Source organism: Paracoccus endophyticus (assembly GCF_003286075.1).
GTDB classification, from domain to species: domain Bacteria; phylum Pseudomonadota; class Alphaproteobacteria; order Rhodobacterales; family Rhodobacteraceae; genus Paracoccus; species Paracoccus endophyticus.
The window spans coordinates 706,435-732,018 of sequence record NZ_QLUV01000001.1 but is presented as its reverse complement, the minus strand read 5'-3'; the positions used below and the strand labels follow the sequence as shown (position 1 = coordinate 732,018).

Here is a 25,584-nt window from a genome sequence, read left to right as displayed (position 1 = left end):
ACCGCACGGGTGAACCGCGCGCAGGCCGCCCGCGGGCCGGGGGGACGCGATGTCGGCAACCGTGACGATGGGGATGGCGCTGCTGGCGGCAACGCTGTCGGTCCTGCTGGCGCTGATCGCCATGCGCCTGGTCGATCCGCTGCTGGATGCCTTGCGGGGCCGGCGGGCCGGGCGGCGCGCCGGTCCCGACCCGCAGGCCGAACCGCTGTGCCTGCTGCTGCGCGACGGCCATGTCATCGACGCGACCGCTCCGGCCCGCGCCCTGCTGGCGACGCTGCCGGGCGACAGCGACTGGCAGCGGCTGTCGGCGTGGCTGGGTCAGCGGTTCGACGACCCCCAGGCGGTGATCGCCCGCGCCCGCGACGACGGCCGGGTGCAGGTGCGGGGCAAGGGGGGCCTCGGCGCCGCCACGCTCAGCCTTGGGGTCGAGGATCTGGGGGCGGGCGTGCTGCGCCTGACGATCGTCGATCCGGCGGCCGAGAACGCGGGCATCGTCATCGACGCGCAGTCCCTCGCCGCGATGGAGGAGGAACTGGCCGTCCTGCGCGAATCGATGGATCACGCCCCGGTCCTGATCTGGCGCGAGGATCCCGACGGCGCGGTCACCTGGGCCAACGCCGCCTATCTGCACGAGGTCGAGACGCAGGCCGACGGCGAGGTGCGCTGGCCCATGCCGCGCCTGATCGAGGTCGGCACCGCCGAGCCGCTGTCGCCGCGCCGCGCCAGCATCCGCATCGACGACCGGGTGCGCTGGTATGACTGCCACGTCCGGTCCGCCGACAGTCACCGGATGATCTTCGCCGTTCCTGCCGACGATGCCGTGCGCGCCGAACGCAGCCTGCGCGAGTTCGTCCAGACGCTGACCAAGACCTTTGCCGACCTGCCCACGGGGCTTGCCATCTTCGACCGGGACCGGCGGTTGCAGTTGTTCAACCCGGCGCTGATCGACCTGACGGGCCTGTCCACCGGCTTCCTGACCGCCCGTCCGACCCTTTATGCGGTGCTGGATGCGCTGCGCGAGGCGCGGATGGCGCCCGAGCCCAAGGACTATCGCAGCTGGCGCACCATGATGGCCACGCTGGAGGCCGCGGCCGCCAGCGGCCACCATGTCGAGACGTGGAACCTGCCGGGCGGGCAGACCTATCGGGTGACCGGCCGCCCGCATCCCGACGGGGCCATCGCCTTTTTGTTCGAGGACATCACCTCGGAAATGGCGCTGACGCGCCGCTTTCGCGCCGAGCTGTCCCTGGGCGCCGAGGTGCTGGACACGGTCAGCAACGCGCTGGCGGTGTTCGACGCGGACGGACGGCTGATCAGCGCGAATCGCGCCTATGCCCGGCTGTGGGGCGAGGGCCAGCCCTCGACCCTGCGCGGCCATCAGGAGCTGTGGCGCCGCGCGGCAGGCGAGGGCACGGGCTTTGACGGGCTGCGCAAGGCCCTGGCGGACGCCAGCCGCGAGGGCGCGCCGCGCGGCGCCATGTCCGCCCCTGGCGGCGGGCTGCTGACCTGGACGGTGCGGGCGCTGTCGGGCGCGCGCCGCATGGTGATGTTCGACGACCCCCTGCCGCAGGCCGAGCCAACGGCCGGAATCGCGGACGCCCCGGCGCGTGCCCTGCCCGCGCCACCCCCGTCCGTTCAGACGGTGCGCGAGGCGCAGGGCGTGGCAGCGGGCGCGGCCTGATCGGCCGGGCCATCGACAAGGCGCGACGACGACGCCCGCGCGGCCCCGCGGCGGCGGCGGTCTGGGCCCCGGCCTAGGCCTGAGCCCGGGCCTCGCGCGCGCCAAAGATCGCGCTGCCGACCCTGACATGCGTCGCGCCCTCGGCAATCGCGCGCTCGAAATCGGCGCTCATCCCCATCGACAGGCCGGCCAGCCCATTCCGTTCGGCAAGGGCGCGCAGCAGGCGGAAATGCCGGACCGGATCGTCCGCGTCCGGGGGGATGCACATCGCACCCGCAAGCGGCAGCCCCATCCGGCGGCATTCTGCGACAAAGGCGTCCGCCTGGTCGGGCAGGACGCCCGCCTTTTGCGGCTCGGCCCCGGTGTTAACCTGCACGAACAGCGCGGGCAGCGCGCCGGTCTCGTCGCCGAGCTGCGCCAGGCGGCGGGCCAGGGACGGGCGGTCCAGGCTGTGGATCGCGTCGAAGAACCCGGCGGCGAGGCGCGCCTTGTTCGACTGCAAGGGGCCGATCATGTGCAGCGCCACGTCGGGGTGGCGCGCGCGCCGGTCGGTCCAGCGGGCCTGCGCCTCTTGCACATAGTTTTCGCCGAAGACGCGTTGCCCCTGCGCCAGCACGTCGTCCACCCGGTCCGCCGGCTGCGTCTTGCTGACGGCGATCAGCGTGACGCAGCCCGCCGGCCGCCCGGCGGCCGCCTCGGCCTGCGCGATGCGCGCGCGGATCTCTGCCAGTCCCATCGGCTGCCTCCGTCTTCCGGCCGGCCGCCCGCCGCGGCCCTTTCACGCGGGGTCGCAAATGAAAAGAGCGGGCGCAAGGCCCGCTCGATTCCGTCTGCCGTCGATCCGAAGGGATCAGAAGCTGAACTTGATACCCATGTCGGCACGGGTCTCGTTTTCCGGGTAGATCTCGTTCTTGATGATCGAACCGGCCAGGATCGCACCGCTGCCCAGGTCATAGGACGCACCGACGCCATAAGCGTTGTAGGTGTCGTCGAACTCGTCAGCAAAGGCTTCCTCGATCACGACTTCGCGGGTGATCCACAGCGCCTGCAGGCCGATGCCGTTGGCCATCGCGTATTCGACCGAAGCGCCATAGGCTTTGTCGTAGTCGACGTCGAACGCGCCCGCAGTGTCTTCGAACACCAGTTCGCCAAGCGAACCCCGGCTGCGGTCGTCGTAGTCGGCGTAGAAGGCCTTGATCTTGAACTCGCCGATCGAGCCGCTACCACCCAGGACGATTTCACTGCCGTCGCCGTTCTCCGAATACGCCAGGCCGACGTTGTAGCCACTCATCTCATAGGCCGCGGCCAGCGAGAAGGCGACGTCGGTGTCGTCATCATCGTCTTCGATGGGCTCGCCGGTCACGGGGTCCAGACCAAGGTCGTTGTAGCAGGACAGGTCGCCGGCGATGACATAGGAAGGGCCACAATCGCGACGCGATCCGTCCGACATGGACGCGAACAGCTTCACGCCCTGGAAGGTGTACTCGTACAGGGCGGTCGGGCCCTGGTTTTCGTTCTCGCCGTCGCCGGTCAGATAGTCGATCTCTTCCGGGTTGCCGGCGAATTCGCCGTTGGTATAGCCCATTTCGGTCAGGTCGCCGATCGCGGCTTCGGCCGCCGAGACGACGTCGCCCATCGACAGCTTGCCGAAGGTCCCCGAGATGAAGACGAATCCATCGGTCCCGTGGGCAGCCGAGCGGCCGTCCGGGTTGGCCGAGTAGTTTTCTTCGTCAACGCGGAACGCACCGCCGAACGACAGGCCCGAATCGGTTTCGCCGGTCAGGTTGAACTTGGCGCGGGCGCGGCTGGAGAACTGCATGTCCTCGCCGTCGTACACGATACCCATCCGGCCATCGCCGGTGACCGCGACTTCGGCGTAGGCGGCACCCGACAGGGCGACCAGCGCACTGGTGGCGAAAAGAACCTTTTTCATGGCTTTCCCTCTTGTCTCTCTATGTCCCCAACCCGGCCTTGCGGGCTGGGTATGGCGCTAGCTGTCGCCCGTTCACCCCCGCAATGCAACGAAATGGCCCCGATGCCAGCCACTTGGGCCGTTCCGTGATGCACAAGCGCCACAGTCCGTTGCAGGACCGCGACCCCGCGCCAGACCCCCCGACAGGGCCGCCGCCCGGGACCCCGTCCCGTGGCCCCGCCCCCTTGGCCCGGCCCGCGCGGCGGGGCGCACAAGAGCTTGTCGCCCCGCAGGCAAACCGGCTAAGGCTGGCCGCAACGCCCCGCCGCAGGGGCCCTCCGGGATGATCCTGCCATGACCGTTCGCGCCGCCCCGCCGTTCCGCCATCCGCTGCGCCTTGCGGCGGTCCTGTCCCTGACGGTGGCGCTGGCGGCCTGCGGCGGCGGCCAGCGCGGCCCGCTGGGGCTGCCCGCGTCCGACCACCAGGCCAGAGAGGCCGCCCAGCCGCGCCAGTCCACGATCTGGGACCTGTTTTCCAACCGCGAGGACCCCAACCGCGCCGTGGCGGTGAACCGCTATCTGTGGAACGCCAGCCTGGACGTGCTGGATTTCCTGCCCATCCAGACGATCGACCCGTTCACGGGGGTGATCGTGACCGGCTATGGCACGCCCCCGGGCGGCGGGCGCGCCTATCGCGCGACGGTCAAGGTCAGCGATCCGGCGCTGGACGCGCGCAGCCTGAAGCTGTCGTTGCAGGGTGCGGGCGGCGCGGCCGTCGCCCCCGACACCGTGCGCGCGGTCGAGGATGCGATCCTGACCCGCGCGCGCCAGCTGCGCGTCCGCGACGGCAGGCTGTAGCGCGGCCCCGCAAGGCCGCCCCCCGGCGCACGATCTGGACCTGCGGGGGCCGGGCAGATAAACCCGCCGGGCAACCGCCGCCCGGAGACCTGCCATGCCCTACGATCCCGCGACACGCGAACCGCACTGGCAACAGGCCTGGGACCGCGCCGCCAGCTTTCGGGCGACGCGCGACGCGCGACCGAAATACTATGTGCTCGAGATGTTCCCCTATCCCAGCGGGCGCATCCACATGGGCCATGTGCGCAACTATACCATGGGCGACGTGGTGGCGCGCACCAAGCGCGCGCAGGGGTTCAACGTGCTGCACCCGATGGGCTGGGACGCGTTCGGGATGCCGGCGGAAAACGCGGCGATGGAACAGGGCGGCCACCCGCGCGACTGGACCTATGGCAATATCGCCACGATGCGCGGCCAGCTCAAGCCGCTGGGCCTGTCGATCGACTGGACGCGCGAATTCGCCACCTGCGACGACGATTACGTCACCCAGCAGCAGTCGCTGTTTCTGGACATGCTGGACGCCGGGCTGATCTATCGCAAGGCCGCCGTGGTCAACTGGGACCCGGTGGACAGGACGGTGCTGGCCAACGAGCAGGTGATCGACGGCAGGGGCTGGCGGTCCAACGCCCCGGTGGAACGGCGCGAGCTGACGCAATGGTTCTTCCGCATCTCGGATTACTCGGACGAGCTGCTGGGCGCGCTGGACGGCCTGACCGGCTGGCCGGACAAGGTCCGGCTGATGCAGGCCAACTGGATCGGCCGGTCGCGCGGGCTGCAGTTCCGCTTTGACACCGTGAACGCGCCCGGATTTGCGCAGATCGAGGTCTACACCACCCGGCCCGACACGCTGATGGGCGCGAGCTTCGTCGCGATCAGCCCGGACCACCCGCTGGCGAGATCGCTGGAGGCCGACCCGCGCATCGCGGCCTTTGCCGCCGAGGCGCGCAAGCTCGGCACCTCCGAGGAGGCGCTGGAGACGGCCGAGAAGCTGGGCCTGGACACCGGCATCCGCGTCCGCCACCCGCTGGACCCCGCGTGGGAGCTGCCGGTCTGGATCGCGAACTTCGTTCTGATGGATTACGGCACCGGCGCCATCTTCGGCAGCCCCGCGCACGACCAGCGCGACCATGATTTCGCGGTGAAATACGGGCTGCCGATCCGCGCGACCTTCGGCCTGCCGGGGATGGACGCGGGCCAGGCCGACGCGCTGGTCGCAGCCGCCCCCTTCGTGCCGACCAAGTCCGAGCCGGTCCGCTATGTGCGCGGCTTCGCGGGCGAGCGCGACCAGACCGGAGAGGCGGCGGTGGACGCCGCCATCGCCCATGCCGAGGCCGCGGGCTATGGCGAGGGTGTCACGAAATACCGCCTGCGCGACTGGGGCATCTCGCGCCAGCGTTACTGGGGCTGCCCGATCCCGGTCGTTCATTGCGAGGCCTGCGGCACGGTGCCCGAGGCCAAGCAGAACCTGCCGGTCCTGCTGCCGGCCGACGTCAGCTTCGACGTGCCGGGCAACCCGCTGGACCGCCACCCGACCTGGCGGCAGGCCCGCTGCCCGAACTGCGGCGGACAGGCCCGGCGGGAAACCGACACCATGGACACGTTCGTCGATTCGTCCTGGTATTACGCGCGCTTCACCGCGCCCCACGCGCCGACGCCCACGGTGCGCGAGGACGCCGACTACTGGATGAACGTGGACCAGTATATCGGCGGCATCGAGCACGCGATCCTGCACCTGCTGTATTCCCGCTTTTTCGCCCGTGCGATGGTCAGGACGGGGCACCTGCCCGACACGGCGAGGGAGCCGTTCAACGCCCTGTTCACGCAAGGCATGGTGACGCATGAGATCTATCTGACCCGCGACGACCGGGGCCGGCCGGTCTATCACCTGCCCGAGGACGTGACCGACGGAAAGCTGGCCGACGGCACCCCGGTCCAGATCATCCCCTCGGCCAAGATGTCCAAGTCTAAGAAGAACGTCGTGGACCCGGTGAACATCGTCTCGACCTTCGGCGCCGACACCGCGCGCTGGTTCATGCTGTCCGACAGCCCGCCCGAGCGCGACGTGGAATGGACCGCCGCCGGGGCCGAGGCCGCGGCCAAGTTCCTGGCCCGCGTCTGGCGGCTGGCCGAGGCCGGCGCCCAGGGCGACGCGGCCGCGGACGACCCCGACCTGACGCGGGCCGCCCACCGCGCCATCGACGAGGTGACGCGCGCGATCGACGGCTTCGCCTTCAACAAGGCCGTCGCCAAGCTGTACGAGCTGGCCAACGCGCTGGCGAAATCGCCCGCGTCGGGCGAGCCGCGCCGCGCGGTGCTGCGGCTGATGGCGCAGCTGATGGCCCCGATGGTGCCGCACCTGGCCGAGGATGTCTGGGCGATGGCGGGCGGCGCCGGCATGGTCGTGGACGCGCCCTGGCCCCAGGCCGACCCGGCCGCGCTGGTCAGCGACGCGGTGACGCTGCCCATCCAGATCAACGGCAAGCGCCGGGCCGAAATCACCGTTCCGCGCGACATGGCCGCGCCCGAGGTCGAGGCGATGGTCCTTGCCGACGAGACGGTGCAGCGGTTCCTCAACCACCAGCCGCCGAAAAAGCTGATCGTCGTGCCGGGACGGATCGTCAATGTGGTCGCCTGACCGCCGGTCGGCGCTGGCCGCCATCGCGGGCGTCGCGCTGCTGGGGGCCTGCGGCTTCACGCCCCTCCATGCGCCGGGCGGCGCGGGCGCGCGGCTGCTGGGGCAGGTGCGGGTGGCCGATCCGCGCACGCCAGACGATCATGCGTTCCTGCGCCGGATGACGGAACGGCTGGGGCCGGATCAGGCGGCGCGCTATGACCTGGCCTATGCGCTGCGGATCGCGGTGGTGCCGCAGGCGATCACCCCCGACGCGGTGACGACGCGCTATTCCCTGAACGGCACCGCCGCCTATGCGCTGACCGACCGCACGACCGGGCAGGCCGTCGCGCAGGGCGAGGTCAGCAGCTTTGCCAGCCATTCCACCGTGGGCACGGTCATCGCCACCACCGCCGCCGAACAGGACGCGCGCGACCGGCTGGCCGTCATGCTGGCGGACCAGGTGGTGACACGGCTGTATGCGGCCCTGCCGGCGCGATGATCCTGAAGGGCCCCGAGATCGCCCGCTATCTGGCGCGGCCCGATCCGACGCGCCCGGCGCTGCTGATCCATGGCCAGGACGCGATGCGCGTCGCGCTGAAGCGGGCCGAGGCGGTGGCCGCCCTGACGGGCCCCGATGCCGAGGCCGAGATGCGGCTGACCCGCATCCCCGGCGCAAGCCTGCGCAGGGACGCGGCCGCCCTGCTGGACGAGGTCAAGGCGGTCGGGTTCTTCCCCGGTCCCCGCGTCGTGCTGGTGGACGACACCCCCGACGCGGCGGCGCCGGCGATCGCCGTGGCGCTGGACGCCTGGGCGCATGGCGACGCGGTGATCGTGGTGACCGCGGGCGGGCTGTCCAAGGGGTCCGCCCTGCGCAAGCTGTTCGAGCCGCACAGGACAGCCGTCACCGCCCCGATCTATGACGACCCCCCCGGCGAGGAGGAGATCGCCCGCTGGCTGGCGGACGCGGGCCTGCGCGCCGTGCCGCCCGCCGCGATGCGCGACCTGACGGCGCTCGCCCGCGCGCTGGACCCCGGCGACTTTCGCCAGACGGTCGAGAAGATCGGCCTTTACAAGTTCGGCGACGACTCGCCCCTGACCCCCGACGAGATCGCCGCGCTGGCGCCCGCCACGGTCGAGGCCGACGTGGACGCGCTGATCGACGCCGCGGCCGAGGGTCGCTCGGACGCGCTGGGTCCGCTGATGCGGCGGATCGAGGCGCAGGGCATCGCCCCGGTGACGCTGTGCATCGCCGCGCTGCGCCATGTCCGCGCGCTGCATGCCGCGGCCTCGGACCCCGGCGGGGCGGCGGCGGGGCTGGCGCGGCTGCGCCCCCCGGTCTTTGGCCCCCGACGCGACCGCATGGCCCGGCAGGCCCAGTCCTGGGGGATGCGCGCGCTGGAGGACGCGATGCACCTGATGGTGGACACGGACCTGACGCTGCGGTCGCGGTCGCGCGCGCCCGCCATGGCGGTGGTGGAACGCGCGCTGATCCGGCTGGCGATGATGCCGCGGGGCCGGCGGTGATCCACGCGCCCCACGCGCTGGTGATCGGCGCGGGCCCCGCCGGGCTGATGGCGGCCGAGACGCTGGCCGCATCCGGCGCCCGCGTGCTGGTGGCCGAGGCGATGCCCACCCCGGCCCGCAAGTTCCTGATGGCGGGCAAGTCGGGGCTGAACCTGACCCGCGACGAGCCGGCCGGGGCCTTTGCGGCGCGCCTGTCGATGGGCGCCGCCCTGGCAGCCCATCCGGCGCATTTCGGTCAGGACGACCTGCGCGCCCTCGTCCGGGACTTCGGCCCGGCCGAGGTCATGGGCTGGGCGCGCGGCCTGGGCATCGCGCTGTTCACCGGATCGACCGGGCGGGTGTTCCCGGTGGGGATGAAGGCCTCGCCCCTGCTGCGCGCGTGGCTGTCGCGGCTGGACGGCGCGGGCGTCGTGCTGCGCACGCGCTGGCGCTGGGGCGGGTTCGACGGCGCGGCGCTGGTCTTTGACACGCCGGAGGGCGCGCTGCGGCTGACCCCGGCCGTCACGGTGCTGGCGCTGGGCGGGGCCAGCTGGCCGCGGCTGGGATCGGACGCGGCCTGGGTGCCGTGGCTGCGCGCCGCGGGGGTCGGCATCGCCCCGTTTCGCCCCGCGAACATGGGGTTCCGCGTGGACTGGTCGCCCGCGATGGCGCCGCTGGTCGGGCGCGCGGTCAAGGGCACCGCACTGGCCGCGGGCGCGCTGTCCAGCCGCGGCGAATGGGTCATCGCCCGCGCGGGCATCGAGGGCGGCGGCGTCTACGAGATCGCGGCCGCGCTGCGGGACGGCGCGCCGGGCACGGTGGACCTGGCCCCCGACCTGGACCCGGCGGGGCTGGCCGCGCGGCTGGCGCGTCCGCGCGGGCGGCTGTCGGTCGGCAACTGGCTGCGCCGCGTGCTGGGCGATCCGGTGCGCGTGGCCCTGCTGCTGGAATGGGGGCGGCCGCTGCCCGACGATCCGCGGGCGCTGGCCGCGCGGATCAAGGCGCTGCCGCTGCGCCACGCGGGACCGATGGGGCTTGACCGGGCCATCTCGTCCGCGGGGGGGATCGTTTCGGACGCGCTGACGCCGGATCTGGAACTGCGCGCCCGCCCCGATGTGTTCGCCGCGGGCGAGATGCTGGACTGGGAGGCGCCGACCGGCGGTTATCTTCTGACGGCCTGCCTTGCCACGGGCCGCCACGCCGGGCGCGCGGCCGCGGCGCGGCTGCGCGCCTAAGCGACATGCGGACCCTGCAGGGCGGGCCTGCAAAGGGCGCATATTGACGCAGGGGCGCGGCGCGCGCCACTGTGCCCGTCCTGCCGACTGCCCTGCCTCTGACCGGAGCCCTTGCCGATGTCCCGCGACAGCGCCCGCCTGTTCACCCCGGTCCTGATCGGCGGCTCGATGATCCTGATGATCAACTTTGCCCTGCGGGCCAGCTTCGGCGTGTTCCAGATCCCCGTCGCCGAGGATTTCGGCTGGCCGCGCGCCGATTTCAGCCTGGCCATCGCCGTCCAGAACCTGGCCTGGGGCATCGGCCAGCCGGTCTTCGGCGCGCTTGCGGAACGCTGGGGCGACCGGCTGGCGATCATCCTGGGGGCCGCGCTCTATTCGCTGGGGCTGGTGATGACGGCGCTGGCGACCACGCCCGCCGGGATGCAGGTCTGGGAAATCGCCGTGGGCTTCGGCATCGCCGGGACCGGCTTCGGCGTGATCCTGGCGATCGTTGGCCGCGCCGCCAGCGACGAGAACCGCAGCCTGGCCCTGGGCATCGCCACCGCCGCCGGCTCGGCCGGGCAGGTCATCGGCGCGCCGCTGGCCGAGGGGCTGCTGGCCGTCCTGCCCTGGCAGCAGGTGTTCATCGTCTTTGCCGCGCTGGTCATGCTGGTGCTGCTGTTCCTGCCGATGCTGCGGTCCACCCGCCCCGCCAGCCGCCACGAGATCGAGGAATCGCTGGGCACGGTCCTGAAGCGGGCCTTCACCGACCCCAGCTATCTGATGATCTTTGCGGGGTTCTTTTCCTGCGGCTATCAGCTGGCCTTCATCACCGCGCATTTCCCCGCCATGATCACCGAGATGTGCGGCCCGATCTCGCCCGATGGCGGGCTGGCGGCGCTGGGGATCACCACGACATCGGCGCTGGGGGCGGTGGCGATCGGGCTGATCGGCATGGCCAACATCGCCGGCTCGATCCTGGCGGGATGGCTGGGCAATCGCTACAGCCGCAAGTACCTGCTCGCCGGGGTCTATACGCTGCGGACGCTGCTGGCGGCGTGGTTCATCCTGACGCCGATCACCCCGACGACGGTCGTGGTCTTCTCGCTGGCGATGGGATCGCTGTGGCTGGCCACCGTGCCGCTGACCTCGGGCCTGGTCGCCTATATCTATGGGCTGCGCTACATGGGGACGCTGTACGGATTCGTGTTCCTGTCCCACCAGCTGGGCTCGTTCCTGGGCGTGTGGCTGGGGGGCAAGCTGTATGACCTGTATGGCGACTATACCGTCGTGTGGTGGGTGGGCGTGGGCGTGGGCGCGTTTTCCGCGCTGATCCACCTGCCGGTGCGCGAGGCGCCGATGCCGCGCCCGGCCGCCGTCGCGGCCTGATCGGCCGCCGCCCCGGTCCGCCCGCTGTCGGTCCGCCCCCTGTCGGCCCTCTCTCGTCGGTCCGCTGCCTTCAGCCGGCCGCCGACAGGATATAGCGGGCCGTGATCAGGTCCAGATGCGCGCCGCCGCCGTTCTTGGCCACGGTGATCTCGTCATCCGAGCGGCGGGCATAGGCCCCCGCGGGCAGGTCGTAGAAATCGCCCAGGATGTCGGTTTCCGCGATCACGCCCGCGTCCAGCGGAATCTGGATCTCTCCGATATGGCCCAGGGTCGTGACGCGGCTGTCCACGAACAGGCGCGCGCGGCGCAGCACCTCGTCGTCGGCCTCGCGCATGTCGGGGCGATAGGCGCCGATCAGGTCCACATGGGTGCCCGGCGACAGCCAGTCGCCGTGCAGCACGGGCTGGCGGGCCATGGTGGCGGTGGCGACGATCTCGGCATCCCGGACGGCCAGTTCGAGGTCGCGGGCCACCCTTGCCCCCTTGCGCTCTGCCAGCGCCTGAGCGGCGGCGGCCGAGCGGTTCCAGATCGTGATGGCGGCGTCGGGAATCAGCGCGCGATAGGCGTCGATCATGCTGTCGGCGACGTTGCCTGCCCCGATCACCAGCACCCGCCGCGCGTCGGGCCGCGCCAGCCGGCGCGCCGACAGCAGGCTGTCGGCGGCGGTCTTCCACCGGGTGACCAGATGGAAATCGACGATCGCCTCAAGCACGCCGGTCGCATCGTCCAGCAGGGTGACGGCCCCGTTGACCACCCCCAGGCCGTGGTCCGCGTTGCCCGGAAACACCGTCGCCGGCTTGACCGCCATCCCCAGCCCGTCGATCCACGCGCTGCGCGTCAGCAGCGTGTCGGCGCCCCGGTACAGAAAGCTGTCGGCCACCTCGGCGCGCGGCATCTCGTGCCCGGCGGCGATGGCGTCGGTCAGCGCGATCCAGTCGAGCCGCGGCTCGACCTCGGGTCCGATCAGGCGAGGGGTCGTCATGGGCAGGTCTTTCGCTGGGCCGGGTCGGCGATCACAGCGCAGGCTTTAGGCGGCGGCCGCCCGACCCGCAACCCTGAGGCGTGCAGCGCCTTGCCCCGGCTGCGTCAGCGCGCGCGCCCCGTTGCGCCCGGCAGCCGTTTGCCGCAGCGTGCGCCCGCAACGACCTTGGGGTCAGGCCATGGGCGCCTTTCTGACTGCCGGCACGATCGCGCTGACGCTGGGCTATATGCTCAGCCAGTTCTATCGCGCGTTTCTGGCCGTGCTGACCGGCACCCTGCAGACCGAGCTGGGGGCGACGCCGGGCGACCTGGCGCTGTCGTCGGGGATGTGGTTTCTGACCTTCGCGCTGATGCAGCTGCCGATCGGCTGGGCGCTGGACCGCATCGGGCCGCGCCTGACCGCGTCGGCGCTGCTGGCGATGGGGGGCGGGGGCGGGGCGGCGGTGTTCGCGCTGGCGACGCAGCCCTGGCACCTGCATGTCGCGATGGGGCTGATCGGGATCGGTTGCGCCCCGGCGCTGATGGCGGCCTATTACATCTTTGCCCACGACCATCCGCGCGCGCAGTTCACCATGCTGGCGGGCGCGGTGGTGGGCTTCGGCTCGCTGGGCAACATCCTGGGCGCGGCGCCGCTGGTGTCGCTGATCCAGGCCGTCGGCTGGCGGCCCGCGCTGTGGCTGATGGTCGCCCTGACGCTGGCCGTGGCCGCGCTGCAGGCGCTGACCGTGCGCGACCCCGCCCACCACGGCGGGGCACCGCAGGGCCGGCTGTCACAGATCCTGTCCCTGCGGGCGCTGTGGTTCATCCTGCCGCTGTTTGCGGTCAGCTACGCCGCCTCGGCCGCGATCCGCGGGCTGTGGGCCGCGCCTTACCTGCGCGACGTGTTCGGCGCCGGCGACACGATGATCGGCCGGGCGACGCTGGTCATGGGGCTGGCGATGGTGATCGGCAGCTTCGTCGCCGGACCCGCGGCGCGACTGATCGGATCGACGCGGCGCGCGGTGCTGGCGGGCCATGTCCTGGCGGTCGCCACGCTGGCCGGGCTGTGGCTGGCGCCGGGCCACAGCCCGGGCCTGTCCGTGGTGCTGCTGGGCCTGATCGGGCTGACCGGCACCAACTATGCGCTGGTCATGGCCCATGCGCGGTCGTTCCTGCCCCCGGCGCTGGTCGGCCGGGGGGTGACGCTGCTGAACATGTTTTCCATCGGCGGCGTGGGGGTGATGCAGTTCGCCTCGCGCCCCGTGCATGCGACGGCGCAGGCGCTGAACCCACCCGCGCAGGCCTATGGCCTGCTGTTCCTGTTCTTCCTGGTGCCCATGGCGGTCGGGCTGGCGCTGTACCTGCGCACGCCGGAGTCCCACGATGCCTGACCCGCGCGCCATCGAGGTCGTGGCCCCGAACCTCAAACGCCGCCTGTCGGGCGTGACCGCGACCGTGGTGCGGCTGATCCCGGTGCAGGCGCGGATGATCGGCATCGTGGCGACCGGCCCAGGCCTGCCGCCGGACCTGCCGCACATTTCGCTGGCCCGCGCCGCGACCCTGCCGCGCGACCGCTGGCGCGTCTGGCACGCGCGGCGCAACACGGAAATGGCGCTGGGGCTGGTCCTGCGGCAGGTCCTGCGCCGCCGCTATCGCCTGCTGTTCACCAGCGCGGCGCAGCGGCGGCACACCGGGTTCACCCGCTGGCTGATCCGGCGCCAGGACGCGCTGATCGCCACCTCGCCACAGGCCGCGTCGTTCCTGCAACGGCCGGCGACGGTGATCCTGCACGGCGTGGACACGGCCGTGTTCCAGCCGGCCGCCGACCGCGACGCGCTGCGCCGCGACCTGGGGCTGAACCCGGACGCGGTGCTGGTCGGCTGCTTCGGACGGGTGCGCGCGCAAAAGGGCGTGGACCTGCTGGTGCGCGCCGCGATCCAGGTGTTCCCGCGCCACCCGCGCGCGCAGCTGATCCTGACCGGGCGCATCACGCCCGACAACCGCGCCTTTGCCGACGGGCTGATGGCCCAGGCCGCCGCCGCGGGACTGGCCGACCGTATCCGGTTCCTGGGCGAGATCCCGTGGGACCAGGTCGTGCGCCACTATCAGGCGCTGGACCTGTTCGCCGCCCCGGCGCGGTGGGAAGGCTTCGGTCTGACCCCGCTGGAGGCCATGGCCTGCGGCGTGCCCGTCATCGCAGCGCGGGTCGGCGCCTATGAGACACTGGTCCGCGACGACGAGACGGGGACGCTGATCCCCCGCGACGACCTGCCCGCGCTGGCCGCGGCCCTGGACCGCTGGCTGGCGGACGACGCGGCGCGCGCCCGGGCAGGCCAGGCGGCGCGCGCCCATGTGGCCGCGAGTCACGCGATCGAGGGCGAGGCCCGCGCGATCATCGCTGTCTATCGGGGGTTGCTGGGATGACGCCGCTGCGCTTTCTTCTGGCCCGGACCATGCGGAACGAGCCGATGCTGGCCACCCTGTCCGCGCCCCTGTCCGATCTGCACGCCGAACTGTCGGGGCGGCAGGTCGCGCTGGTCGGAAACGCGCGCGCCCTGGCGCAGGCGCAGCAGGGCGCGCAGATCGACGCGGCCGACCTGGTCGTGCGGATCAACCGCGCGCCGATGCCCGACCCCGCCAGCCACGGGACCCGCACCGACTGGCTGGGGCTGGCCGTGCGCCTGCCTGCGGCCGACCGCGCGCGGCTGGCCCCCCGCCGCATCCTGTGGATGTCGCCCAAGCGCAAGAGGCTGGACTGGCAGACCGCGCACAGCCCCGGATTCTACCTGCACCCGCTGGCCGATTACGCCGCCCTGACGGCCGAGCTGGGGGCGCCGCCCACCACCGGGGCGATGCTGATCGGGCTGATCCTGTCGGCGCCGGTGGCCGGGCTGACGCTGCACGGGTTCGATTTCTTCGCCAGCCAGTCCCTGTCGGGCCGCCGCCGCGCCGCGCAGGTGCCCCACGATTTTGCGGCCGAGGCCGCATGGGTCGCGCGCGCGGCCGAGCGCGACGCGCGCCTGCGGCTGGCCTGAGGGGCGCGCGCGACCGGGATGCGCGCGTGCCCGGTCGATGCTAGACAGCCGAAAACGGAGAGCATCTGATGCGACAGCTTTCGGCGCTGCTGGCGGTGGCGATCATGGCGATGCCGCTGGGGGCGAACGCCCAGACCCGGACCGCCGAGGACGAGTTCGTCTGCGCCACCATCGCGCCCGACGCCGCGCGGGCGGTCGGCCTGCGGGCGGCCGGCAACACCCAGCGCCAGACGATGCAGATCCTGAGCGACACGGTCGGCGCGCGGCTCAGCAACCGGCGCAACGTTCCGCTGGCCGCCCGCCAGCAGCTCGCCTCGCTGTACATGGCGGGGATGGCGCGGGCGGTGCAGCAGATCTATTCGGTTCCCCTGTCCGATCCGATGTTCCGGCTGGACGAACAGACGGTCCGCATCCTGTTCTACGAAGGCTGCATGGGCCGCTGACCGCGCGGGTCCCGGGCTGCACTCCCTGCTGGCCGTCCGGGGTTTCTTATCGCCGTTCCCCGCGGCGTGCCTCGGCCGGACGACAGGCCCCCCTCAGGACCCGATCGACGCCTCGTCCCAGATCTGCGTCAGCGAGCGGTTGCCCACCCGCATCAGCCGCGCCAGCGTCGCCCCCAGCGCGGTCGCGTCGCGCCGGTCGGCGCAGGCGCCCACATCGACCGCCACCCCCGCCAGCGACACCAGCCCCATCTGCCACGCCAGCCGCGACAGCAGGTCCGCCTGCGCGACCAGGGCGGCCATGTCCCCCGCCATCGCCGCGCCGCGCGCCGTCGCCAGGGCCTGGGCCAGCTGCTCCAGCGCGATGCCCATCACGTTCTGCGCGGCCAGCTCGCCCAGCTCGTCCACGATTTCGCCCACCCGCCCGGCGTCGAGGCGCACCGCCTCGTCGAGGGCGAGAACCGCAAGGTTTGCCATGTCCGTTTCCCTTCACCCGTGTCCCCACACGTCCGGGCACCATCTGCCCGCAGGCGTTGAGATTTCCTTACCCCCCGCCGTGAAAACCCCTCGAACTTTACGCGACGGCTGGATATGCACGCGCAGCAGCCGTGACACAGGAGGAAACGATGACCACGGGCCGTCCTTTGCCGCAGTATCTGGTGCAGCGCTATCACGGCTGGCACGCCACCTCGTTCACTGAGAACCGCGCCTGGTATCGCCGGCTGGCCAACGACGGACAGCGGCCGCGGGCGATGGTGATCTCGTGCTGCGATTCGCGCGTGCATGTCACGTCGATCTTCGGGGCGGACACGGGCGAGTTCTTCATCCACCGCAACATCGCCAACCTGGTGCCGCCCTATGCGCCGGACGGCGCCCAGCACGGCACCTCGGCGGCGGTGGAATACGCCGTGACCACGCTGCGGGTCGCGCATCTGATCGTCATGGGTCACAGCCAGTGCGGCGGCGTCAAGGGATGCCTGGCGATGTGCGCGGGCCACGCCCCCGATCTGGACGAGACGACCAGCTTCGTCGGCCGCTGGATGGACATCCTGCGCCCCGGCTATGACCGCGTCCGGGATCTGCCCGAGGACCGGCAACTGGCCGCGCTGGAACAGCAGGCGGTCCTGATCTCGCTGGAAAACCTGATGACCTTTCCGTTCGTTGCGGCCGCGGTCGAGTCGGGCGAGCTGTCCCTGCACGGGCTGCTGCACGACATCTCGGACGGCACGCTGACGCAGTTCGACGGCCAGGGCTTCGGCCCGGTCTGACCGCGACGGGGCGGCGACGGGCTGCGTCCCGCGCGCCGTCCCCCCTCAGGCCACTCGCAGGTGATCGATCTTGGCCATGTGGCTGGCGATCTGCCCGACCTCGACCAGCCACAGGCCGACCAGCAGCGGGTCGCGGGGCGCGGCATGGACGCCCGGCGCAAAATGCCCGGCCAGCACCGCCTCGGCGGCCATCGCCACCGGCACGGACACCAGTTGCGCCATCGCGGTCCCCGCCGGGCCGCCCTGCGCGTCCAGCACCCATTCCTTTCCGAACACCGGCGCGCCGTTGCGGCTGGCGTGCAGGGCCACGCACAGCACGACGCGGTCCGGCTCTCCGGGGGCATAGGCGTGGTCGGTGCGAAAGCGGTCGGCCATCTGCCGCAGGCGGGCGTCGCCCTCGGGGCCGTGCAGCGCGGCAAGCTCGGCCAGGACCGGGGCCCAGGCCTCGCGCCAGCCCTTCAGCCGGATGGTGCCATGCACGAACTCGTGGATGTGCCAGGCGGGATCGAAGCCGTAGTGATCCGTGAACGCCGTGGAATCGCCGGTCGGATGAACCTCGAACCGTTCGGGCGTGGGCAGTGGCGCGTCGTAGGATCGGGTCGCCTGCCACGGCGGGTCGATCACCTGCGCGGCGCCCTCGCGGATCACGCGCGCGGGCGCGCGCAGCGCCTGCAGCACCTCCAGCGGCGAGCACGACACCTTGTAGCGGAACCGGTTGGGATGTTTCGGGATGCCGCCGCAATAGCTGGCAAACCGCACCCTGTCGCCGGGCTGCGCCACATGGCGATAGTCGTTGACCAGATCATGCGCCACCAGCTGGTCGATGCCGGGGTTCAGTCCCACCTCGTTCACCAGCGCCACGCCCGCATCGACCGCCGCCTGTTCCAGCGCGGCCATGTCGCGCGAGATGAGGCTGGGGCAGACGAAATGCGCGCGCCGGTCCAGGCAGACCCGCGCCAGGGCGACGTGCCGGTCGGCCGGCAGCAGCGAGACGACCACGTCGCCCGGCCCGACCGCATCCGCAAGCGCCGGCAGGCCGAATTCGCGGATGTCCGCGGCCAGATTGCCCACGGCGCCACGGGCCTTGTCCACGGTGCGGTTCCAGACCGTCACCGGCACGCGGCCCGACAGCAGGCGGCGCAATCCGGGGACCGACGTCAGGCCCGTTCCGACCCAGTGGATGGTCATGGCGACAGCCCTTTCAGATGCGCGTCGAAGAGGGCGGCGGCCCGTCCCCACGGCCCTGCGTCCAGGGCGTCCAGCCCGCGCAGCACCGGCAGCAGCTGGCCGGCGTAATCCGTGCTGGATTCGCGCGGCAGCAGCGCGGGCAGGTTGTCGATGGCGGTCACGTCCAGGGGCGGGGCCTCGGCCACCCGCCGCGCCGGGGCGGCCCAGTCGGTGGTGCGGTCATAGACCTTGATGGGGGAAAAGTCGCTGCCCGGGTCGCAGGCAATGTCGGCGATCACGGTCAGCGCGCGGCCGGGGTTGACCGCATCGGCCGGGACCAGGACCGGCGTGCCCGGCACCGCCAGGATGCCGTTCAGGAAGATGTCGTGCAGCAGGATTTCGGGAAATGGTCCGCCATTCGCCGTTTCGGCGAGGTCCCATTTCGTGACGCGCACGCCCATTTCGGCGCACAGGTCGCAGGCCCCCGTCCCGACCCGCCCCAGGGCGCCGACCACGATGGCGCGCGGGCGCGGCCGGCCGGTGGCGTCCAGCTCGGCCCGCAGCCCGGCGGCCAGCGCATCCCTGTCGGGCTGGGGCGCGACCGGCCCGCACAGGGCGCCACGCTGCTGCGCCGCCCAGCATTTCAGGGCGACGGCCGCGCCCGCGAACCCGGCCCAATAGCCGAACGCCGCAAGCCTGCGCCCGTCTTCGTCCAGCAGGTATTCCAGGTCGTAAAGCCGCCCGCCCCCGTCCCGGAACCGGCGCAGCAGCCCCTGGCCGGCGGGCTGGCCCTTGAAGGCATGGCCGAACATGACGTGGCGATGCCTCAGGGGCGAGCCGTCGTCGGGCAGTTCCTTGAGACCGAAGACGATGGCGTCGGCGGGCGCCGCGGGCCATGTCCCCGCGGGCGCCAAGGCCGCCCCGGCGGCGGCATAGTCGGCGGTCGGGATGATGCGCGTGGGGCTGTCCTCGACGGTGACGCGAAACCCTGCGGCGATCAGCGCGCGCACGCCGTCGGGGGTGATTCCGACCCGGCTTTCGTCAGGGCGGCTTTCGGCCCTTACCCACAGATGCGTCATGCTGGCCCCCCGTGGCGTTGCGGTCACGCGCGGCGTGGGCCGCGGCAGATGGGGAAAGGCTTACGGAAAGGCCGCCGGATGGTCCAGCGGCCGGTGCCCGCCCAGGAACGGCCCCTCGCCCGCCCGGTCGATGCGGGCGATGGCGGCAGCGATGTCCTCGGTGACGACCGACATCGTCCAGGCGGTCGCGTGGACCATGGTGGCGGCGTCCAGCGCCAGCGCGACATGGCCCGGCCAGAACAGCAGGTCGTTGCGACGGATGTTGGCCACGGACGGGAATGTCGCGCGCTGCAGGTCGCTGTCGCCCGGGCAGGCGATCCCGCAGGCCAGCAGCGCGGCCTGCGCCAAGCCGGAACAGTCGATGCCGACCCGGCTGTTGCCGCCCCACAGATAGGGCGTGCCCAGCAGGGACAGCGCGACGGCGGCAGGGTCATCGGCAGGCGCGTCGCCGATGTGCTGGACGGGCACGAAGAATCCATCGGACAGCCGGGCAAAACGACCCTCGATGCCGCTGACCGACAGCCGCGCCCCAAGGGACAGCGCGCCCCGTTCCCTCTGCTTGAAATCCGGTGCGGCATAGACATGGGTGGCGGGCGCGGTGACGCGGTGGGTGATGGGGGGAAGCTCATCCGTCAGCGTCCTGCGCATCACCCAGCCGCAATAGCCGTCGGCCGCCGCCTGCACGAAGGCCCAGCCGTCACGCTCCTCGATCAGCGTGACATCGGCCCCATGCAGAAGCTGGCGATCCCGCGCGCCCGCCGGTGCGCGCAGCAGGTCGGCGATGCCGCCCACAACCCGCAGGGGCTGCCCCTTGGTGGTCGCGGCGCGGTCGATGCCGCTGCCGCGCAGGGCCACGCGGTCGGTCGCGGGGGTCAGGCGGCGATCCATCACACGATCCGCGGCAGGGCGGCCAGGATCGCGCGCATCCCCTGCCCCACGCCGCCCTTGGGTCGCCCCGGCGCAGGCGTCGGCTGCCAGCCATAGATGTCGAAATGCGCGTAGACCCGCGCCCCTTCGGTGAAGCGGCGCAGGAACAGCGCGGCGGTGATCGCGCCCGCGAATCCGCCGCCCGGGGCGTTGTCCAGATCGGCGATGGCCGGCTCGATCATCGTCTCGTAAGGCTCCCAGAACGGCATGCGCCAGATCGGGTCGGCGGCCTCGCGCCCGGCGCGGAACAGCGCCTCGGCCGCCGCCTCGTCGTCGCAGAAGAACGGCGGCAGGTCCGGCCCCAGCGCTACGCGCGCCGCCCCGGTCAGCGTGGCCATGCTGACCAGCAGGGCGGGCGCCTCCTCGGCCGCAAGCGCCAGCGCGTCGGCCAGCACCAGCCGGCCCTCGGCGTCGGTGTTGTTGACCTCGACGGTCAGCCCCTTGCGGCTGGTCAGCACGTCGCCGGGGCGGATGCTGTCGGGTCCGACGCTGTTTTCCACCGCCGGGATCAGCACCCGCAGCCCGCCGGCCCGGCCCATGCGGGCCAGCGTCTCGGCCAGCCCCAGCACGTTGGCCGCACCCCCCATGTCCTTTTTCATCAGCCCCATGGACGAGGCGGGCTTAATGTCCAGCCCGCCGGTGTCGAAGCACACGCCCTTGCCGACCAGGGTGACGGCGGGCCCGTCGCCGGGAAAGCGCAGGTCGATCAGCCGGGGTTCGCGCCCCGACGCGGCGGCCCGGCCGACGGCGTGGATCATCGGGAAATCCCGCGCAAGGTCGGCGCCCTGCGTGACGGCGACGGCTGCGCCGTGCCGGGCGGCCAGGTCGCGCGCCGCCTGTTCCAACTCTGCCGGGCCAAGATCGGACGCGGGCGTGTTGATCAGGTCGCGCGCCAGGTATTCGCCCGCCGCCATCGCCAGCAGCGCGTCCGCGTCCGCGCCCGCCGGGCAGACCAGCCGCGCGCGGGGCGCGTCCGCCGTCTTGTAACGGTCAAAGCGATACTGCGCGAACAGCCACCCCAGCGCGCCCTGCGCCGCGTCAAAGGCCTGCGGCATTTCGGCCAGATGCCAGGCGCCCTCGGGCAGCGCCTCGGCGGCCTTGGCCAGCACGAACCGCTCGCGCGGCGGGCGGTCGCCGGGCGCGGCGGTGCGGCCCAGGCCGAACAGCGCGCCCGCGACACCCTGCGGCCCCGGCAGCAGGCAGACCTGCCCCGCCTTGGCCGCAAAGCCCGCCGCGCGCGGAAAGGCCGGGTCGATGCCGGCAGGCCAGACCGGGCCGTCCCCGCCTTGCGCGACCAGCCACAGCGGCCGGCTGTCGGCATCACGGGGGGCAAAGGCGGGGTCGGTCATCGGCGGCTCCTGCTCGGTTCGGCCTGTTGTGCGCCGGGCCGCACGCCCGGAAAACCCCCATTCTTCCTTGTGGAAATATCCCGCGGGGTGCGGGGGCGCGCAGCCCCCGCTCGCACGCGTGCCGCCTTCACTTTCCCGCCATTTCCGGCTATGGCCGCGCGTCTTGATCGAAAGGGAACCTCGATGGGCTACAAGGTCGTCGTTGCGGGCGCCACGGGGAACGTGGGCCGCGAAATGCTGAACATCCTGGCCGAGCGCCAGTTTCCGGTGGACGAGATCGTCGCGCTCGCCTCGCGCCGGTCGCTGGGCACCGAGGTCAGCTTTGGCGACAAGACCCTGAAGACCAAGGATATCGAGGGCTTCGACTTCACCGGCTGGGACATCGCGCTGTTCGCCATCGGGTCGGACGCGACGAAACAATACGCGCCCATCGCCGCCAAGGCGGGCTGCGTGGTGATCGACAACTCGTCGCTGTACCGCTATGACCCCGACGTGCCGCTGATCGTCCCCGAGGTGAATGCCGACGCGATCACCGGCTATTCCAGGAAGAACATCATCGCCAACCCCAACTGCTCGACGGCGCAGATGGTCGTCGCGCTCAAGCCGCTGCACGACCGCGCGCGGATCAAGCGGGTCGTTGTCAGCACCTACCAATCGGTGTCGGGCGCCGGAAAAGAGGGCATGGACGAGCTGTGGGAGCAGACCAAGGCGGTCTACAACCCCACCAAGGACGTGCCCCCGAGCAAGTTCCAGAAGCAGATCGCCTTCAACGTGATCCCGCAGATCGACGTGTTCCTGGACTCGGGCGAGACCAAGGAAGAATGGAAGATGGTCGCCGAGACCAAGAAGATCATGGACAGCAGCGTCAAGGTCACGGCGACCTGCGTGCGCGTCCCGGTCTTCGTCGGCCATTCGGAATCGATCAACATCGAGTTCGAGGAGTTCCTGGACGAGGACGAGGCCCGCGATATCCTGCGCGAGGCGCCCGGCGTGCTGGTGATCGACAAGCGCGAACCCGGCGGCTACGTCACGCCCATCGATTGCGTCGGCGACTATGCCACCTTCGTGTCCCGCATCCGGCAGGATTCCACCGTCGAGAACGGCCTGAACCTGTGGTGCGTCAGCGACAACCTGCGCAAGGGCGCGGCGCTGAACGCCGTGCAGATCGCCGAGCTGCTGGGCAGCCGGGTGCTGAAGAAGGGCTGAGCCGGATCAGGAAAAGGTCCAGTGGACCTTTTCCCCGGCGAACGCCCGGAGCGCAAGCGGAGGGCCGGAGCACGGCCCCCGCAAACAGTCCGGCAGTCCGGCAGCCCGGAACGTTCTGAGCGCCGGCAAGGCCGGATCGGGACATGGTCCAGCCCTGCCCTTCTGATCACCGTTGACGGCCCCTGCCCATCCGGCGGGGGCCGTTTCGCATGGCCGCCCATCGGCGGCCGTCTGCTGGGGCGCGGCGCGACACGCGTCCGTGATCGAACGCGGCGCGCGGCGGGACGTTGATCCGTCGCAAGTGCCGCATGGCGCGCGCGCCTTCGGTCACGACATCCGCCGCGCAAGGTGAAGAGGCAGTGACCCGGGACGCGCGTAGCATGCGGCCACAAACCGAACTCTTGAGGAGACCGTCTCATGGCCTATTCCGGACTGATTGCACCCGGCACTTCGCGCGTCGGGTCCATCTCGCCGATGAGGGACTACGACACCTATAACACCACCTTCATCGAGGGGCTGACCTATTCGGTCGCGGCCAAGGGCGTCTCGTCAGGGTCGGGCACGCTGTATGACCCCAATATCTCGCTGTACAACAGCAATGGTACGCGGGTGCTCTACAACGACGACATCAACCCGGCCAACGACAGCACGCCCGGCGTGAACCGCGATGGGCAGATCACTTTCACTATCGGCAACGGCTGGACCGGCACGTGGACTCTGGGTGTCGGCGAGACGGGCAACAACGCCACTGGCAGCTATACGCTGACCGTGTCGCTGGGCTATGCGACCAACGGCAACGACCGGGTCGTCGGCACCGGGTCGAACGACGGCATCCACGGGATGGACGGCAACGACACGATCTATGGCCAGGGCGGCAACGACAATCTGGTGGGCGCCCTGGGCAACGACCAGTTGCTGGGCGGGGCCGGTGCCGACATCCTGAACGGCGGGTACGGGGCGGACGTGCTGCGCGGGCAGGACGGGGCGGACAGGCTGCTGGGCGGGGCCGGGGCCGACCGGCTGATCGGCGGCGCGAACGCCGACCGCTTTGTCTTCAATGCGGTGTCGGACTCCAGCGGCCGCACGGTCGACGTGATCTCTGCCGGCGACGGCGCGACCGCGTTCCAGGGCATCGGCGTCCGGGGCGGCGACGTGATCGACCTGTCGGGGATCGACGCCAACGTGAACTATGCCGGCAACCAGACCTTCGGCTTTTCCGCCAGCCGGGCGGCAGGGACTGTTGTCCTTAGCCAGGACAGCTACGGAAATACGATCCTGTCGGGACACGTCAACAACGACCGCGTGGCCGATTTCCGTCTGGTCATCCAGGACGGGTCCGTCAGCCCCTACGCCTACAGCGCTGACGAGTTCGTGCTGTAATCCACGCGGAACGGACGGGTCGCGCCGCGGTTGTCACCCCAAGGCAACCCCGAGGAGTGCGCGATGACCCGTTTCGTCCTGAGCACAGTTCTGGCGGCGGCGCTGGCTGGACCGGCCGCCGCCGATTTCAATGCGACGCCCCCCAACGCCCCCGACCAGCAGCCCGCATTCGCCGGCCAGACCCGCGCGCCGGTCCTGCCCGACGACATCGCGCTGGCCACCACCACGGTCGCCGACGGCCTTGAGCATCCCTGGGGCATGGCCGAACTGCCGGATGGCGGATGGCTGGTGACCGAACGGCCGGGGCGGCTGCGGATGGTGTCCGCAGACGGCCGCGTCGGCCCCGAGATCGCAGGCCTTCCCCCGATTGACGCCCGCGGACAGGGCGGGCTGCTGGACGTGCTGGTCGCCCCCGACTTTGCCGACCGCCGCGTCTGGATCAGCTATGCCGCCCCGGCCGAGGGCGGCAGGAACGCCACCGCCGTCGCCACCGGCACGCTGTCGGCCGACGGCAGCACGCTCGAGAACGTGACCGAAATCTTTCGCCAGACCCCCCCTTGGGCCAGCGACAAGCACTTCGGCTCTCGGCTGGTGCTGGACGGACAGGGCGGGCTGTTCGTGACGCTGGGCGAGCGGTCCGACCCCGCGCCCCGCGCCACCGCGCAGGATGACGACAACCACATCGGCAAGCTGGTCCGCATCGACCCCCTGGGGGGCGCGGCGGGCGCGCGCGTGGACGGCTGGCTGCCGGAAACCTTTGCCAAGGGCTTTCGCAACGTTCAGGCCGCAGCCCTGGACGGGCAGGGCCGGCTGTGGACCGTGGAACACGGCCCCAAGGGCGGGGACGAGCTGAACCGCCCCCAGGCCGGCAAGAACTATGGCTGGCCGATCATCACCTATGGCCTCGATTACAGCGGCAAGCCGATCGGCGAGGGGATCACGGCACAGCAAGGGCTGGAGCAGCCGGTCTATTACTGGGACCCGGTGATCGCGGCCAGCGGGCTGGCGTTCTATGACGGCGCGATGTTCCCCGAATGGCAGGGGAACGCCCTGATCGGCGGGCTGGTCGGACGGGCGCTGGTGCGGCTGACGCTGGACGGCGACCGCGTCACCGGCGAGGCGCGGCACCTGCAGGGCATCGGCCGCGTCCGCGACGTCGAGGTGGCGCGCGACGGGTCGGTGATGCTGCTGACCGACGCCCGGAACGGCGCGCTGGTCCGCGTCACGCGGGACTGATCAGAACTTGAGCAGGTCGTCCTCGGCATCGGTCGCATCCAGCCCGAGGGCGGCCATCCCGGCCTCGAGGTGGTCGGCCAGCCGGGGCTCGCCCATCAGGTAATCCTCGGTCGGCGTGGTCTTTTCGGCCCGCGCGGTGGCGACGGCCTCGGCCAGTTCTTCCGCCTCATAGGTGCCGCGGCCGATCCACATGACCGCCGTCAGCGCCGCCTGCTCGTCGTCGTTCAGCCCGGCGATGAAGTCGCGCAGTTCGAAGGCATTGCGCCCGCCCCGCCCGTCCAGCCCCTGGTCATAGTCGCGGGCGCGGATGATGACGAAGGCGATCTTGTCGGCACTGATCTCCAGCATGGTCGGTCCCCTTTTCCC

24 protein-coding genes are annotated in these 25,584 nt (G+C 71.6%); 15 read left to right on the top strand and 9 right to left on the bottom strand.

The genetic code is table 11. From position 1 onward, the window contains the following. The first annotated feature begins 49 nt into the window (after positions 1–49). On the top strand, positions 50–1,681 hold the full coding sequence (locus tag DPQ23_RS03490) for a PAS-domain containing protein (protein WP_240602351.1): 1,632 nt from the start codon (positions 50–52) through the stop codon (positions 1,679–1,681). A 73-nt stretch (positions 1,682–1,754) separates the two neighbouring features. Here the strand turns inward: DPQ23_RS03490 and DPQ23_RS03485 are convergent, their stop codons facing one another. Beyond that, positions 1,755–2,417, bottom strand: coding sequence for a YggS family pyridoxal phosphate-dependent enzyme (locus tag DPQ23_RS03485; protein ID WP_112873238.1), 663 nt, complete (start codon positions 2,415–2,417; stop codon positions 1,755–1,757). A gap of 114 nt (positions 2,418–2,531) precedes the next feature. Further along, positions 2,532–3,614 carry a porin gene (locus tag DPQ23_RS03480; protein WP_112873237.1) on the bottom strand — a complete coding sequence of 361 codons (1,083 nt, stop codon included), beginning with the start codon at positions 3,612–3,614 and terminating at the stop codon, positions 2,532–2,534. A 333-nt stretch (positions 3,615–3,947) separates the two neighbouring features. Here DPQ23_RS03480 and DPQ23_RS03475 point away from each other — a divergent pair, with 333 nt between their 5' ends. The 6 genes from DPQ23_RS03475 (at position 3,948) to DPQ23_RS03450 (ending at position 11,171) form a co-directional block, all read left to right on the top strand. After that, positions 3,948–4,451, top strand: a complete 504-nt coding sequence (locus DPQ23_RS03475) for a DUF3576 domain-containing protein (RefSeq protein WP_112873236.1) — start codon at positions 3,948–3,950, stop codon at positions 4,449–4,451. 94 nt (positions 4,452–4,545) lie between these two features. Continuing rightward, positions 4,546–7,086 carry a leucine--tRNA ligase gene (gene leuS / locus DPQ23_RS03470; RefSeq protein ID WP_112873235.1) on the top strand — a complete coding sequence of 847 codons (2,541 nt, stop codon included), beginning with the start codon at positions 4,546–4,548 and terminating at the stop codon, positions 7,084–7,086. After that, the gene (lptE, locus tag DPQ23_RS03465) at positions 7,073–7,564 is read left to right on the top strand and encodes an LPS assembly lipoprotein LptE (protein ID WP_112873234.1); all 492 of its coding nucleotides are present in this window, start codon (positions 7,073–7,075) and stop codon (positions 7,562–7,564) included. The genes leuS and lptE overlap by 14 nt, the downstream gene beginning before the upstream one ends. Beyond that, a complete protein-coding gene (gene holA / locus DPQ23_RS03460) occupies positions 7,561–8,589 on the top strand; it encodes a DNA polymerase III subunit delta (protein ID WP_112873233.1) in 1,029 nt (342 codons plus the stop codon). Before lptE ends, holA begins: the two co-directional genes overlap by 4 nt. A gap of 47 nt (positions 8,590–8,636) precedes the next feature. Then, a complete protein-coding gene (locus DPQ23_RS03455; RefSeq protein ID WP_112873342.1) occupies positions 8,637–9,803 on the top strand; it encodes a TIGR03862 family flavoprotein in 1,167 nt (388 codons plus the stop codon). A gap of 117 nt (positions 9,804–9,920) precedes the next feature. Further along, positions 9,921–11,171, top strand: coding sequence for an MFS transporter (locus DPQ23_RS03450; protein ID WP_112873232.1), 1,251 nt, complete (start codon positions 9,921–9,923; stop codon positions 11,169–11,171). Positions 11,172–11,241: 70 nt separating this feature from the next. Here DPQ23_RS03450 and DPQ23_RS03445 read toward each other — a convergent pair whose 3' ends face one another. Further along, a complete protein-coding gene (locus DPQ23_RS03445; protein ID WP_112873231.1) occupies positions 11,242–12,153 on the bottom strand; it encodes an ornithine cyclodeaminase family protein in 912 nt (303 codons plus the stop codon). Between the two features lie 178 nt (positions 12,154–12,331). Between DPQ23_RS03445 and DPQ23_RS03440 the strand changes: the two genes are divergently transcribed. The 4 genes from DPQ23_RS03440 to DPQ23_RS03425 all read left to right on the top strand — a co-directional run bounded on the left by DPQ23_RS03440 (position 12,332) and on the right by DPQ23_RS03425 (position 15,609). Beyond that, positions 12,332–13,522 (top strand): MFS transporter, encoded by a 1,191-nt coding sequence (locus DPQ23_RS03440; RefSeq protein WP_112873230.1) that lies wholly within the window; start codon positions 12,332–12,334, stop codon positions 13,520–13,522. Continuing rightward, on the top strand, positions 13,515–14,555 hold the full coding sequence (locus tag DPQ23_RS03435) for a glycosyltransferase family 4 protein (protein WP_112873229.1): 1,041 nt from the start codon (positions 13,515–13,517) through the stop codon (positions 14,553–14,555). Before DPQ23_RS03440 ends, DPQ23_RS03435 begins: the two co-directional genes overlap by 8 nt. Further along, positions 14,552–15,166 carry a glycosyltransferase family 29 protein gene (locus DPQ23_RS03430; RefSeq protein WP_112873228.1) on the top strand — a complete coding sequence of 205 codons (615 nt, stop codon included), beginning with the start codon at positions 14,552–14,554 and terminating at the stop codon, positions 15,164–15,166. The genes DPQ23_RS03435 and DPQ23_RS03430 overlap by 4 nt, the downstream gene beginning before the upstream one ends. Before the next feature lie 68 nt (positions 15,167–15,234). Then, positions 15,235–15,609 (top strand): hypothetical protein, encoded by a 375-nt coding sequence (locus DPQ23_RS03425; protein ID WP_112873227.1) that lies wholly within the window; start codon positions 15,235–15,237, stop codon positions 15,607–15,609. Positions 15,610–15,702: 93 nt separating this feature from the next. On the opposite strand, the gene DPQ23_RS03420 is transcribed toward DPQ23_RS03425, so the two are convergent. Beyond that, positions 15,703–16,083, bottom strand: coding sequence for a hypothetical protein (locus DPQ23_RS03420; protein ID WP_112873226.1), 381 nt, complete (start codon positions 16,081–16,083; stop codon positions 15,703–15,705). Positions 16,084–16,232: 149 nt separating this feature from the next. On the opposite strand from DPQ23_RS03420, the gene DPQ23_RS03415 reads away from it, so the two are divergent. Continuing rightward, positions 16,233–16,874, top strand: coding sequence for a carbonic anhydrase (locus tag DPQ23_RS03415; RefSeq protein ID WP_112873225.1), 642 nt, complete (start codon positions 16,233–16,235; stop codon positions 16,872–16,874). A 45-nt stretch (positions 16,875–16,919) separates the two neighbouring features. On the opposite strand, the gene DPQ23_RS03410 is transcribed toward DPQ23_RS03415, so the two are convergent. The 4 genes from DPQ23_RS03410 to DPQ23_RS03395 are packed head-to-tail and all read right to left on the bottom strand — an operon-like array spanning position 16,920 to position 21,396. Continuing rightward, a complete protein-coding gene (locus DPQ23_RS03410; RefSeq protein WP_112873224.1) occupies positions 16,920–18,062 on the bottom strand; it encodes a saccharopine dehydrogenase C-terminal domain-containing protein in 1,143 nt (380 codons plus the stop codon). Further along, positions 18,059–19,120 carry a saccharopine dehydrogenase gene (locus tag DPQ23_RS03405; RefSeq protein ID WP_112873223.1) on the bottom strand — a complete coding sequence of 354 codons (1,062 nt, stop codon included), beginning with the start codon at positions 19,118–19,120 and terminating at the stop codon, positions 18,059–18,061. Before DPQ23_RS03405 ends, DPQ23_RS03410 begins: the two co-directional genes overlap by 4 nt. Before the next feature lie 60 nt (positions 19,121–19,180). Further along, entirely contained in the window at positions 19,181–20,008 is an 828-nt protein-coding gene (locus DPQ23_RS03400) for a C40 family peptidase (protein WP_112873222.1), read from the bottom strand. Beyond that, a complete protein-coding gene (locus DPQ23_RS03395) occupies positions 20,008–21,396 on the bottom strand; it encodes a leucyl aminopeptidase family protein (protein WP_112873221.1) in 1,389 nt (462 codons plus the stop codon). The genes DPQ23_RS03400 and DPQ23_RS03395 overlap by 1 nt, the downstream gene beginning before the upstream one ends. 183 nt (positions 21,397–21,579) lie before the next feature. Here DPQ23_RS03395 and DPQ23_RS03390 point away from each other — a divergent pair, with 183 nt between their 5' ends. From DPQ23_RS03390 to DPQ23_RS03380, 3 genes are all read left to right on the top strand, one after another. Next, positions 21,580–22,602 carry an aspartate-semialdehyde dehydrogenase gene (locus DPQ23_RS03390; RefSeq protein WP_112873220.1) on the top strand — a complete coding sequence of 341 codons (1,023 nt, stop codon included), beginning with the start codon at positions 21,580–21,582 and terminating at the stop codon, positions 22,600–22,602. Positions 22,603–23,019: 417 nt separating this feature from the next. Beyond that, positions 23,020–23,982 (top strand): calcium-binding protein, encoded by a 963-nt coding sequence (locus tag DPQ23_RS16035; protein WP_112873219.1) that lies wholly within the window; start codon positions 23,020–23,022, stop codon positions 23,980–23,982. 63 nt (positions 23,983–24,045) lie between these two features. Beyond that, entirely contained in the window at positions 24,046–25,218 is a 1,173-nt protein-coding gene (locus DPQ23_RS03380; protein WP_112873218.1) for a PQQ-dependent sugar dehydrogenase, read from the top strand. Here the strand turns inward: DPQ23_RS03380 and DPQ23_RS03375 are convergent, their stop codons facing one another. Then, on the bottom strand, positions 25,219–25,566 hold the full coding sequence (locus tag DPQ23_RS03375) for a DUF3775 domain-containing protein (protein ID WP_112873217.1): 348 nt from the start codon (positions 25,564–25,566) through the stop codon (positions 25,219–25,221). Positions 25,567–25,584 lie beyond the last annotated feature (18 nt).